At 74.6% G+C, this 12,426-nt stretch carries 10 protein-coding genes; 4 read left to right on the forward strand and 6 right to left on the reverse strand.

The genetic code is table 11. The features are described from left to right. The first annotated feature begins 53 nt into the window (after positions 1-53). Complete coding sequence (locus ACSMXW_RS15465) at positions 54-1,079, forward strand: GlxA family transcriptional regulator (protein ID WP_485806989.1); 1,026 nt, start codon at positions 54-56, stop codon at positions 1,077-1,079. 654 nt (positions 1,080-1,733) lie between these two features. Here the strand turns inward: ACSMXW_RS15465 and ACSMXW_RS15470 are convergent. From ACSMXW_RS15470 to ACSMXW_RS15480, 3 genes are all read right to left on the reverse strand, one after another. Further along, positions 1,734-2,246 carry an ATP-binding protein gene (locus tag ACSMXW_RS15470; RefSeq protein WP_485806991.1) on the reverse strand — a complete coding sequence of 171 codons (513 nt, stop codon included), beginning with the start codon at positions 2,244-2,246 and terminating at the stop codon, positions 1,734-1,736. Positions 2,247-2,803: 557 nt separating this feature from the next. Then, positions 2,804-3,316 (reverse strand): EF-hand domain-containing protein, encoded by a 513-nt coding sequence (locus ACSMXW_RS15475; protein ID WP_485806992.1) that lies wholly within the window; start codon positions 3,314-3,316, stop codon positions 2,804-2,806. A 288-nt stretch (positions 3,317-3,604) separates the two neighbouring features. Next, positions 3,605-3,979, reverse strand: coding sequence for an STAS domain-containing protein (locus ACSMXW_RS15480; RefSeq protein WP_485806993.1), 375 nt, complete (start codon positions 3,977-3,979; stop codon positions 3,605-3,607). Between the two features lie 632 nt (positions 3,980-4,611). Between ACSMXW_RS15480 and ACSMXW_RS15485 the strand changes: the two genes are divergently transcribed. Next, positions 4,612-5,283: an RNA polymerase sigma factor gene (locus ACSMXW_RS15485; RefSeq protein ID WP_485806994.1), complete on the forward strand. Its 672-nt coding sequence runs from the start codon at positions 4,612-4,614 to the stop codon at positions 5,281-5,283. A gap of 290 nt (positions 5,284-5,573) precedes the next feature. Then, a complete protein-coding gene (locus tag ACSMXW_RS15490; RefSeq protein ID WP_485806995.1) occupies positions 5,574-7,022 on the forward strand; it encodes a zf-HC2 domain-containing protein in 1,449 nt (482 codons plus the stop codon). Positions 7,023-7,072: 50 nt separating this feature from the next. Here the strand turns inward: ACSMXW_RS15490 and purU are convergent, their stop codons facing one another. Next, on the reverse strand, positions 7,073-7,954 hold the full coding sequence (purU, locus tag ACSMXW_RS15495; RefSeq protein WP_485806997.1) for a formyltetrahydrofolate deformylase: 882 nt from the start codon (positions 7,952-7,954) through the stop codon (positions 7,073-7,075). Positions 7,955-7,985: 31 nt separating this feature from the next. After that, entirely contained in the window at positions 7,986-8,432 is a 447-nt protein-coding gene (locus tag ACSMXW_RS15500) for an SCO4402 family protein (protein WP_485806998.1), read from the reverse strand. A gap of 171 nt (positions 8,433-8,603) precedes the next feature. Here ACSMXW_RS15500 and ACSMXW_RS15505 point away from each other — a divergent pair, with 171 nt between their 5' ends. Beyond that, positions 8,604-9,983 carry an ABC transporter substrate-binding protein gene (locus ACSMXW_RS15505; RefSeq protein ID WP_485807000.1) on the forward strand — a complete coding sequence of 460 codons (1,380 nt, stop codon included), beginning with the start codon at positions 8,604-8,606 and terminating at the stop codon, positions 9,981-9,983. 169 nt (positions 9,984-10,152) lie between these two features. Here ACSMXW_RS15505 and ACSMXW_RS15510 read toward each other — a convergent pair whose 3' ends face one another. Then, positions 10,153-11,988, reverse strand: coding sequence for a hypothetical protein (locus ACSMXW_RS15510; RefSeq protein WP_485807001.1), 1,836 nt, complete (start codon positions 11,986-11,988; stop codon positions 10,153-10,155). Positions 11,989-12,426: the final 438 nt, after the last annotated feature.

The raw sequence follows: 12,426 nt of genomic DNA on the forward strand, positions 1-12,426 counted from the left end.
CCGGGAACAGCCGTACGAGTGGCCCGAGGGACAGTGTTCGTTAGGATCGGGCCATGACCCCGCCCCCGCCCCAGGCCGTACGGAGATCCCTGCACCGCGTGGTGGTGCTGGCTCTGGACGGCCTCCTCCCGTTCGAACTCGGCATCCCCCAGCGGATCTTCGGCAAGGCGCGGGACGCCGCGCGCCGCCCGCTGTACGAGGTGGTGACGTGCTCGGCCCGCGCGCCGGGCCCGGTGACCACGGACGCGGACTTCGCCGTGCTGGTGGAGAACGGCCCGGAGGCGCTGGCCACCGCCGACACGGTCGTGGTGCCCGCCTCCTACGAGCTGGGCCCGGTCTTCGAGGAGGGCCGGCTGACCCCGGAGCTGGCCGCCGCGTTCGCGCACCTCACACCCGGCACCCGTCTGGTCTCCATCTGCACCGGCAGTTACGTCCTGGCCGCCGCGGGCTTCCTGGACGGCCGCCCGGCGACCACGCACTGGTCGCACGCCGAGCACTTCCAGCGGCTCTTCCCGCGGACCAGGGTCGACGCGGACGTGCTCTTCGTCGACGACGGCGACGTGCTCACCTCCGCGGGGGTGGCCGCCGGTATCGACCTGTGCCTGCACGTGGTGCGCCGCGACCACGGTACGGCGGTCGCCAATGACGTCGCCCGCCGTACCGTCGTCCCTCCGCACCGGGACGGCGGTCAGGCCCAGTACATCGAGCGGCCGCTGCCGAAGGAGCAGCAGGCGACCACCGCCGCGGCCCGCTCGTGGGCGCTCCAGCGGCTGCACGAGCCCCTCCAGCTACGGGACCTGGCCGAGCGGGAGTCGATGTCGGTGCGGACCTTCACCCGGCGGTTCCGCGAGGAGGCCGGGACGAGCCCCGGGCAGTGGCTGACGCAGCAGCGCATCGAACGCGCCAGGCACCTGCTGGAGTCCACCGACCTCACCATCGACCAGATCGCGCACGACTGCGGCTTCGGTACCGCGCAGTCCATGCGCCAGCACCTCCAGGCGGCCCTCGGCGTCACCCCGACCGCCTACCGCCGCACCTTCCGCACCACGGCCGGCCACCCCCCAGCCCGGAACACGTAGCCGTCCCGCCGCCGGCCGGGAAGACCGGGAAGACCGGGAAGCGCAGGGTGACCCTCGAACGTGCGGTGGGCGCCTGCCCGTTCGAGTCAGCGGGGGCGCGGGCGCCGGAGCCGGCGCGGACAGGAGCGGGGCGGGAGCCGGCGCGGACAGGAGCAGAGCCGGCGCGGGAGGCAGGCAGGAGCGGGAGGCAGGCAGGAGCGGGAGCCGGCGCGGTAGCCGGCGCGCGCAGGCAGGAGCAGGAGCCGGAGCCGGCACAGGGGCACGAGCCGGCACAAGAGCACGAGCCGGCACAGAGCCGGGAGTCGGCGAGCCGGCACAAGGGCACGAGCCAGCTCAGGGGCGGGAGTCGGGGCGGTCCGCAGGATGGCTAGCGGGCTCGGGCGCATGCCCCGTGGGATGAGCGGGCCGGGCGGCCCGGCCCCGGCGCCTGACCCGTCGGCCGTGCTCCGGGCCCGGGTGACCGACGCCGCGGCGGCGACCCGCGCTCGTCAAGCACGTCTCCCCCGGGCGCCCTTGACGTCCCCTCGCGGCGAATCGCTGACCACAAGCGTGATCAAACGGACACCTCACGTCAACACCCGCTCGGGGGTTCCTGACGCGCCTCGCCGCACAGGGAGCACGGGGGCGCACACGCGGTACACGGGTCCGCACCCCTCAGACCGCTTCGTACGCCGCCATGCCCTCGTACGGTGCCCGGCTGCAACAGGCGGCCGGGGCCGCGGGCGGGGCGGTGCAGCGGTCCAGCTCGCACCAGATGCGCTTGCCCGCACCGGCCGGCTCCCAGCCCCAGCGGTCCGCGAGGCCGTCGACCAGCGCCAGGCCGCGGCCACCGGTCTCCTCGCCCTCCGCCAGCCGGGGCCGCGGGGGGCGCCGGGAGCTGTCGGAGACCTCCACGCGGACCGTGCGCACCACGGCTCGCGGCCCGGCGGGCGCGTCCGGCGTGCCGCTCTCCGGGCCTGAGCGCAGCAGGATCCGCAGCACCGCCGGGCAACCGGTGTGCACCACCGCGTTCGTGACCAGCTCGGAGACGATCAGGATCAGCGTCTCCGCGATGGGTTCGTCGACGTCTATGCCGGACCGGGCGAGCCGTGACCGGGCCCATCGTCTGGCCCGTCCCACCTCCGCGGGGTCGGGCCGGACCTCAAGCTGTAACTGAAGCACCTGCACCGCTCACACCATCCGAACCGGCCCGGGTGTCCCACCCAGGCCTTTCAAGCTCTGGGGGAACATCCCTTGCGCCTCCGATGAGCAACAGGGTTCACGGAACGTGACCCCCCTGCGAGACAGCATGGTTGACGTACAGTCACCCCAACAAGCGCTTCGGGCATATTCCAGCGCGAAGGAGTACGCGTGCGGCATACTGTGCGACGCGCACCGCGGGGAGTCGAACACGGGGGCATGGGGCTGCACCCTGCCCATTGACCGGCGCACATGACCAGGTCGGGGGCGCACCCGGGGGCGCCACCGGAACACGTCGACCTGGGAACCACTCGCATCGGCACCAAGGTACCCGAGCCGGGCACCGGCTCCGTGACGTGACAAGGCGCCTGCCGGACATACGTCGTTCTCAACGCTCAGTGACGGCGCATTCGCACGCTCCGTCACCACCGCCGTGCTCCAAGCCGCCCCCACCGCACCTCCACACCGTCGCCGGCACTGTCGTGGTCCCAGGCACCCCGTGGCCGCCCCGCTTCCGGGGCGGCCGCCCTCGGCCACCGTCCGGACTACTCGGGGACGGTGAAGTACTGCGCGAACGCCGCCACGATCTCCTCCTCGGCGACCCGGCCGTCCGCGTCCGCGTCCAGCGCGGCGGCCGCGGCGGTCGCGATCGACGGGGCCGCACCCAGCACCCGCAGCACCCTGCCGACCTCGTCGACGGTGACCGTGCCGTCCCCGTCGCCGTCCGCGACCGCGAGCGCCGCGTGCAGGAAGGGGCGGGCGATGGCGGCGAAGCGCTCCGGGTTGTCCCGCAGCCGCTTCACCGCGCCGTTCACGAACTCGTCCCGGGTGATGCGCTGGTCGCCGTCCCGGTCCGCGATGCCGGCCATCCCCTGCCAGAACGCCTCGGCGCCGATGAACAGGGCCTGGCCCTTGTCCGACCGGGCCGTGGTGCCGAATTCGGCCAGCAGCGCCTTGGCCGCGCCGCTGAAGTCCTGACGGTCGATGTAGCCGTTGCCGTCCTGGTCGAAGCCGGCGAACCTGGTGGCGATCCTGTGCTCGTACTCGGGACTGACCATTCGTGTCGGGCCGCCTCACGTATCCGGTGGGTGAATCTGCCGGGGAGCGTACGTCCTCGTGTGTCCTGGGGAGCCTACGTCCTTGTGCGGCGAGCGTACGACGTCGTGTCCGGCGTGCGAATGCCTCTTGCGGAGGCGCGGGAGTTCGGGTACGCGCGCCGGGGGCAGCGGGCGGCGCACGGGGGAGCGTACGGGGAGGAGCGGGCGCGTGGGGGGCGGTTCGCGGCGTGCCCGGCGAGGCGCACGGAGGGTGCCGGGCCGGCCCGCCGGGCCGGCAGCGGCCCGGCGTCAGGCCGAGAGCGGCCCCGCGGTGTCGTCGACGGCGTCCGTCGCGTCCGCGTAGACGTCGAAGAGGCGGCGCACCCCGAGGGCGGCCATCACCCGGTTGACGTGCGAGCCGTCCTCCGCGCCCCGCGCGGGCAGCACGACCCGCAGGCGGCCGTGGCAGGAGCGCATCAGCCGGCGTGTGGCGACCAGCACACCGACTCCGCTGGAGTCGCAGAACAGCACGTCGGACAGGTCGAGTACGAGGCTGTGCCGGCCGTCGGCGACGGCGTGATGCACCCGTTCGCGCAGCACGGGGGAGGTCACCAGGTCCATCTCACCCGAGACCCGCAGCACGGCCCAGCCGCCCTGCGCGTCCTCGGTCACCCTGAGCGTCACGCCCCTATGCCTTCCACTCGCCCGCACAACCCCCGGCCACCACCCCGTGTTGCGCGGCTGCCCTCTCGGCCACCCGCCGAAACACGTCTGTGAGAAACGCGCCAGAACGGGAAGCAGAACTACTCAGGACAGCAACGAACGTTTTCGGTCACTATTGACCAATAGCCGAGCATCAACGATAAAGAAGCCCAGGGCAGTCCCCACAGAGCGTGAGCACTCCTCTACCATCTGCGCCCTGCTCCGGGGCGCACAATGCGGCAAAGGGGGGTGCATCCGGGGGAGGGCCGCTACATTCGACCCCGACCCGGGGCGCGGACCACCGCTCGTCACCGACCACCACCGCTCATCACCGACCACCATCGCCGTCCCGGTCGCGAGGCCGGCGGCGGCGAAAGGAAGGCGGCAGGAGCCGACCGGGGCCCGGCGGCCCGGGGAACGGGCAACCGCGGCAGCCACCATCACCGCGCCCGCGGCGCCCGGGACCGACGGCGGACCCGGCACCGCACCGGCGGACCCGGAGACCGCATGGCGGGCTCGGACCGCACGACGGTCCCGGACCGCACGGCGCGCCCCGGGACCGCACGGCGGTACGACGGACCGGCGCCAGGCACGACACAGGCTGAGGGGGCCACATGGCGGAGAGCGCACCGCCCCGCTGGGACCGCGTCATGCACCTGCGCCTGGCCCACGGCGAGGCGGCGGCGCTCGGCGAGCTGTACGACCGGTTCGCCCCGCTCGTGCACGGCCTGGCCCACCGCGTGCTCGCCGAGGACGCCGCCGCCGACCTGGTCACCCGCGAGGTCTTCGGCCACGTCTGGGAGCGCCCGGACGCCTACGACCCCGGGGACGGGCCCCTGCGCTCCTGGCTCGCGGAGCTGGCCCACCGGCTGGCGGTACGGCGGCTGCGCGGCACCCGGAGCGCGGGACCGGCGGACGCCCGGGCGGAATCCGGGGACGGTACCGGGACCGGTGCGGACACCGGGACCGCGGCGGACACCGGGACCGCGGCGGAGCTGGAGCGCACGGTCCGCAGGGCCTCGGCGGCGGCCCGCGCCGACCATCTCGTGGAGTCCATGCCCGTGTCGCTGCGCGCCGCCCTGCACCTCGCCTACGCCCAGCGCCGCGACTGCCGCCAGACCGCCGCCGACCTCGGCATCACCGAGGACGAGGCGCACCACCGACTCCACCTCGGCCTGCAACTCCTCGCCACCGCGCACTGCTCCGGCCCGCTGGACCCGCCCCTCGGCCACGACACCTCACCGGACCCGTCCGGCCCCTCGCCAGGCCCCGGGAGAACGCCGTGACCGACGCCGAGCACCCCGAGCACCCCGAGCACCCCGAGCGCTCCGCACAGCCCGAACGGCCCGCACAGCCCGAACGGCCCGCACATCCGGAACCCGCTGAGCGGCCCGCGCACCCCGAGCGGCCGGCGCACTCCGAGCATCCCGCACGCCCTTGTGACCCCGAACACTCCGGCACTGCACTGCATTCGCACCAAACAGGACAATCAGGTCAATCTGGAGAGCAGGCCGAAGCGCACGGACAGAGCGGAGCTCCGGGCCGTGCCCGGCCCATGGAGGGCGCGCGCATCCCCATGCAGCGAGGCCCCGTCGAGGACGGCGGCCGGCTGCGGGCCCCCTTCCCGCTCCCCGCCGTGGCCGGCCCCGCCGGCCCGCTCGCCCGGCGCCGCCGGCCGGCCGAGCGCCGCCGGGCGGCCGAACTGTCGCACACGACGCTGCGGTCGCTCCTCGGCGCCTGGGCACTGGCCGCACTCTCGCCGCAGGAGACCGCGGCCGTGGAGCACCACCTGGGCGGCTGCGGGCCCTGCGCCGAGGAGGCGCTGCGGCTGCGCGACACGGTGGGCCTGCTGCACCCGGCCGAGAACCTGGACCTCGCCCCCGAGCTGCGCGCCCGGGTCCTGGAGTACTGCCTCGCCCGCCGTGCGCCGCGGGTGCCGGTGCCGGAGTGGGCCGCGCCGTACGAGGCGGAGACGGCCCGGCTCGACGCGCTGCTCCAGGACATCGGCGACGCCGAGTGGCACGCCCCGGTGCGGCTGCGCTGGTACGAGCGCGGTGCGCGGGTCAGCCACCGGACCACCGTCGCCGGTACCATCGCCCATCTGCTCTGCGTGGACGGCCTGGTCGCGGTGGCGCTGGGCCTCGCCGACCCGCTGGGTGGCGGCACCCCGGGCGACCTCGACCCCACCAGGCGCACCGAGGCGTACTGGCACGCCTCGCCGGTGCCGCCCACCTCCGCCGTCCGGCTGCCCTGGCGCGACCAGAGCCGCCGCCTGGTGCGCACGGCCTCGTCCCTCGCCGGACAGCGGGGCGGGCCGGGCCCGCGCGGAGGGCCGACCGCGCCCGGCGGGGACGAAGGGCCGACCGCGCCCGGCGGGGACGAAGGGCCGACCGCGCCCGGCGGGGACGAAGGGCCGACCGCGCCCGGCGGGGACGAAGGGCCGACCGCGCCCGGCGGGGACGAAGGGCCGGCCACGCCCCGCACGGGCGACGCACCGACGCCGTCCGAGGTGCCGGTGCGGTACGGCGACGTCGCCCTGCCGCTGCCCGACGCCCTGCTGGAGCGGGCCTTCGAGTGCTGGCTCCACGCGGGCGACATCGCGGAGGCGGTCGCCTACCCGTACGGGCCGCCCGCCGCGGCCCACCTGCACCGCATGATCGACCTCTCCGCCCGGCTGCTGCCCGCCGCCCTGGCCCGGCAGCGCGCGGGCCCCGGGCGCACCGGCCACGACCCCGCCGCCGGGCCCGGCCGCGTCCTGCGGCTGGAGATCGAGGGCGCGGGCGGGGGCGTGTGGCGGGTCCCGCTGGACCGCCCGGTCCCGCCGGTTCCTCCGGTCCCGCCGGTCCCGCCGCCGGACGCCACGCGGGAACTGGAGGAGGTCGCGCACCTGGCCCTGGACGGCATCGAGTTCTGCCGCCTGGCCGCGGGCCGGATCGCCCCCGGGGACGCGGTGGCGGGCAGCACCGGGGACCGTGCGGCGATCACGGCGGTCCTGACGGCGACGGCGTCCCTGAGCCGCCTGTAGCACCCCTGTGCGCGCCTGCGCTCACGCGTCACACCCGGGCCTTGGGCGCCCTACGCGAACACCACCGTCCGCCGGCCGTTCAGCAGGATCCTGTGCTCCGCGTGCCAGGCCACCGCCCTGGCCAGGGCCCGGCACTCCACGTCCCGGCCGATGGCGACCAACTGCCGCGGTGTCACCTGGTGCCCGACCCGCTGCACCTCCTGCTCGATGATCGGCCCCTCGTCCAGGTCGGCCGTCACATAGTGCGCGGTCGCGCCGATCAGCTTCACCCCGCGCGCGTGCGCCTGGTGGTAGGGCTTGGCGCCCTTGAAGCTCGGCAGGAACGAGTGGTGGATGTTGATGATCCGGCCGCTGAGCTGCTTGCAGAGGTCGTCGGAGAGCACCTGCATGTAGCGGGCCAGCACGACCAGCTCCACCCGCTCCTCGCGCACCAGCTCCAGCAGCTCCGCCTCGGCCTCCGACTTGGTGTCCGCCGTGACCGGAATATGGCGAAATGGAATATTGTACGAGGCCACCAGCTCCTCGAACTCCGTATGGTTGGAGACCACCGCGGCGATCTCCACCGGCAGCGCCCCCGTGCGCGCCCGGAACAGCAGGTCGTTCAGGCAGTGCCCGAACCTGGAGACCATCAGCACGACCCGCATGCGGTGGTCCGCGCGGTGGATCTGCCAGTCCATCTGGAAGGAGTCGCCGACGGCGGCGAAGCTGGCGCGCAGCTTCTCCACGGTCACCGGAGGCTCCGCCGAGAAGTGCACCCGCATGAAGAAGAGACCGGTGTCGGGGTCGCCGAACTGCTGGCTGTCCTCGATGTTGCAGCCGGTCATGAACAGGTAACTCGACACGGCGTGCACGATGCCCTGCTTGTCGGGGCAGGAGAGGGTCAGCACATACTGCTCGGCGGGTGCGGCCCCGCGGGCGGACTGCTCGTTCATGCCCGCAAGAATCGCACACACGCCCCCGGCCTCAGGCGGACCTCGTCATGATCTGCAGCACTTCGAGTGTCCGGGGCGGCTGGTCGGGATCGTCGCCGTCGCTGGTCGCCAGCCGGACGTGGGCGTCCCGCGCGGCCCGCACCGCCTCCGGCCACCCGTGGTGGTCCAGATAGGCGGAGACCGGGGCGTCGGGGCCGACCTGGTGCATGATCCGCAGCACCCGCAGGACGGCGACGTCCACGAGGGACGCCTCCTGGGAGTCGCGGAATATCGTGCCCACGTACTTCTCCGCGGACCAGTTGTCCAGCCAGGTGTCCTCGACCAGCCGGTAGACGGCGTCGGTGACGTCGCCGTACTCGGTACGCCCGGCCAGCCAGCAGTCCCGCTGGAACTGCGGATCGGAGAGCATGTGCAGCGCGGAGCGCACATTGCTGCGCCAGCGCCACCACGGCATGTCGTTCAGTGGCATGCGATCCATGGTGGATGAGGCCGGACCGCGACGGGAAGACTTCTCGGAACTCCGCACGCTGAGTGATCATACGTTTCTCCTACGGAACGTCACCGGCCACCCCGCAATTCACCGCCGTGTCACCTTCCGTTGGCCGACTCGCACACGAAGATTCGCGGGGCGGAGGAATCGTGCGGATGCATGACCGCCCGGCGAAGCAGGCGCACGACTCTTCCGACCGTTGCCCCCCACCGTCCTGGACGTTTGTCACTCCGGGCCGGTGTCGTGGGGCGCCATGCCGCCTCGGCCGTTGCCCCCCGCCGTCGTGGACGTCTGTCACTCCGGGCCGGTGTCGTGGGGCTCTGCGCGGTGCTCAGCGCCGCCTGCGGGGTGCTGCCCGGCGGCAGCGGGGGCTCCGGGGCACCGATCACGGTCATGACCTGGGCGCCGGACAACACCAAGGCCACCAACAAGCCGGGCATGCCCGCGATGGCCCAGGCCTACGCCCGCTGGGCCAACGCGAACGGCGGCCTGGGCGGCCACCACGTCAACGTCCTCACCTGCAACGAGCACAACACGCCGGTGGGCGCCGCGAACTGCGCCCGCCGCGCGGTCACCGCGAAGGCGGTCGCGGTCGTCGGCTCGTACAGCCAGTACAGCGGCTCGTTCCTCGCCCCGCTGGAGGCCGCCGGCATCCCCTACATCGGCGGGTACGGCCTCACCGACGACGAGTTCACCAGCCCGCTGTCGTACCCCGTCAACGGCGGCCAGCCCGCGCTGATGGCCGGCAACGGCCGCCAGCTCGCCGCGAACTGCGCCCGGATAGCCCTGGTGCGGCCCGACACCATCGCCGGCGACAGCCTCCCGCTGCTGCTCGACGCCGGCCTGCGCGCCGGCCGGCACGACCCGGCCACCGACATCCGCACCACCGAGGACGCCACCTCCTACGACGCCCAGGCCGAGCACGCGCTGACCGTGGCCAGCGGCGTGACCGACCCGTCGGCCACCGGCACGGGCTGCGTCTCCGCCGTGCTCGGCGACCGCACGGACACCTTCGCGGACTCCTTCCGCCGCGCCCGCGACGGCTACCCGAAGGTCAGGGTCGCCTCGGTGCTGGGCAGCGTCGACCAGTCCACCGTGGACCGCACGGGCGGCGCCGACAGCCCCTACGAGGGCGCCTACGTCACCGGCTGGTACCCCGTCCTCACCGACTCCCGGTGGGACGGCATGCGGGACGTCATCCGCAAGTACGCCTTCGGCGACAACCGCGTCGACCCGGCGGACGCGGGCGTGCAGACCACCTGGATCGCCTACACCGTCCTGCGGAAGGCCGTGGAGTCCCTGGGCGAGAAGGACGTCACCGCCAACACCCTCCGCCACGCCTTCGACAACGGCCTCCAGGTCGAGACGGGCGGCCTCACCCCACCCCTCCGCTGGCGCTTCCAGGACCTCCTGGCGGCCCCCGACTTCCCCCGCCTCGTCAACGCGGACGTCACCTTCCAACAGGTACGCGACGGCCGCCTGGTTTCGGAGCACAAGGGGTTCATCAACGTGTCCCGGACGCTGGAGAGCACGTCTTAGGACACCGGGGCCGCCTGGGCCTGCCGGCTTGCCGTTGTCCGGCTCAACCGGCTCAACCGGCTCACCCGGCCTACCCGGCCTACAGGGACGGACTTCAACGCCCGTCCGGGGCACTCCCCCGGAAAACGCCTGTCCGGGGCGCCCCCGGAGGGAGCGCCCCCCCCGGAACTCACAGCTCGGACTTGTCCCGGGAAGTCAGCCCGTACTTCGAGGCGATCGCGTTCCAGAGCCCCGCCGCGGTCTCCTTCGCGGACGTCGCGTCCCCGCTCGCCTTGTTCCCCGCCGCGGCCTCCCCGGTGTTCCGCGCGTGCCCCTTACGGCACCCGTGCTTGCCGGAGACCTGATCGGCCCACGCCGCATAGTGGTTGTCGGCGGACGCCGACGCCTTCCAGGCGTCGTTCAGCGCGGACGTCAACTGCTCGTGGTTCGGCAGCTTGTCCACGGCGAGCCGGGACAACCGGGTCACAAGACCGTTCCGCTGCTTCGCTGCGTTCCGCAGGTTCGTCGCCGCCTGCCCCAGGTTCTTGCAGTTCTTGACGTCGCCGACGGCCCCGATGACGGCGTCCCGGCTGTTGTTGCTGTCCGCGAGCAGCTTGTCCAGCGCGGCGGCCTGCGCCTGCCCGGGATCGGCCGACGGGGACGCGTCACCGGTCGGTGCGGTCGCCGAGACGGTCTTCTTGTCGCCGTCCTTGCCGTCGTCCCCACCGCTGCTGAGCAGTGCGCCCGCGCCCACGCCGAGCACCACGATGCCGATGCCCACGGCCGCGAGCAGCGGCCCCTTGGCGCGGCCGCCGCGGCGCCCCGCGCTCCGGCCCGCCCCGTCGTCGTAGCCGCCGCCACCGCCGTACGCGTCGCCGCCGTAGCCGCCGTACGGTCCCGGGGCCTGGGCGGCGGGCCCGGGCTGACCGGGGCCCGGACGGCCGGGCGCCTGCTGGTCGATCCGCGGCAGTTGCTGGGTGGCGCCCGCGGCCTCCGACTCCGGCTGGGTGCGGAAGAGGCTGTCGAACTCGGCGGGCGGCTGCCGGTCGGAACCGGGCCCGTCCGCGGGTGAACCGGGCCGTACGCCGTACGGGGCGCCGGGCGGCGGGCCGGGTATCGGCGCGATGTACTGCGTGGGCTGGTTGTCGGGGTCCTGGGCCGGTGCGGGGGCCGGCTGGGGCGGGCGCCGGTGTCCCGGCACGCGTCTCAGCCGCTGCGTCGACTCGGCGGGCCGCTCGGGCGGCAGCGCCCCGGGGCCACCGGGGGTGCCGGAGGAGCCGGGTCCGCCGGGGGCGCCTTGCCTGATCGGCGGAAGGTACTGCGTGGCGGCCTCGTCGCCGGTGGGCGGCAGCGGCGCTCCGGCCTGCGCTGCGTGGGGCGGAGGCGCGCCGTGCTGCGCGGCGGGCGGCAGGGGTGCGCCGTGCCGTGCGGCGTGTGCCGCGCCGCCGTGCGCCCCCGAGGGGCCCCCGGGACCGGCCTGCGGCGGCTGCCCGCCGGTCTGCACGGCCGGCGGCAAGGGGCCCGCGTAGGGGCCCTGGGCGGGCGCCTGCGGGACCGGGCCCCGGGCGTGGGGCGAGTGGGCCTGCGAGTCCTGCGGGGCCTGCGGGGCCTGCGGGGGCAGGGGTCCCGCGCCGTAGGACGCGTAAGGCTGCTGTGTGTGGTGCGGGCCGGGTTGCTGATGCCCGCCGGGCTGCTGATGCCCGCCGGGCTGCTGCGGCTGCCCGCCCGCGGGCGGCTGTGGGGCCCCGCCCGGGGCACCCCACGAGGCGGACGGGTCCGGCAGCCCCGGGGACCCGGGGCCGTCCCCCCATGCGCCGCCCGGTGCCGGCCCCGCGGCGTCGCACGGCGGGGCGCCCGCGTCGGGCCCCCACGGCTGCCCCCACGGGCTGCCGCCGGCCGGCGCCGCCTGGTCTCCTGTGCTGCCCGGCATCAGCGGCCCGCTGCCGTCGGCGGGCAGCACGATCCCTTCACGCGGCTGCCGTGCCGCGGGAAGGCGCGGATCCTCGCCGTGTCCGCTCTGCGTCACCGGGACTCCTACATAAGGGGGATCTACGGAATCGTCGGATTACGCTACCGGGTGCCCGCAGCCGGGTGCCACGCGCAGCGGTCCACGCGCGCGCGTGGCACGGCGCCGGGGCAGGGAGAAAACGGACACTGCGCGTGGCCGGGTAACACCTTCGCCCGGTACGACGCTGTTCAACGCCCTCCTTGCGGACGGCCGCTGTCGGGAATGGTCTCCGTCACAATCCGGCCCGCCGGGCTGCTCCAGCCACTCCCGGGTGTTCCCCAGCCCCTTCTCCGGTGCGCCGAAGCCCTTCCCGGGCTCCCCTGTGCGAGTTCCCACTGCCCTGGCAGGGTGCCCACAGCCCTGGCGAGTTCCCAGGACCCTGGCGGGTGCCCGGGTGCCGGGGTGCCCGGGTGCCCGGGTGCCCGGGTGCCCGGGTGCCTGCGGATGCTTGACGGC

The organism is Streptomyces sp. DSM 116793, assembly GCF_057320905.1.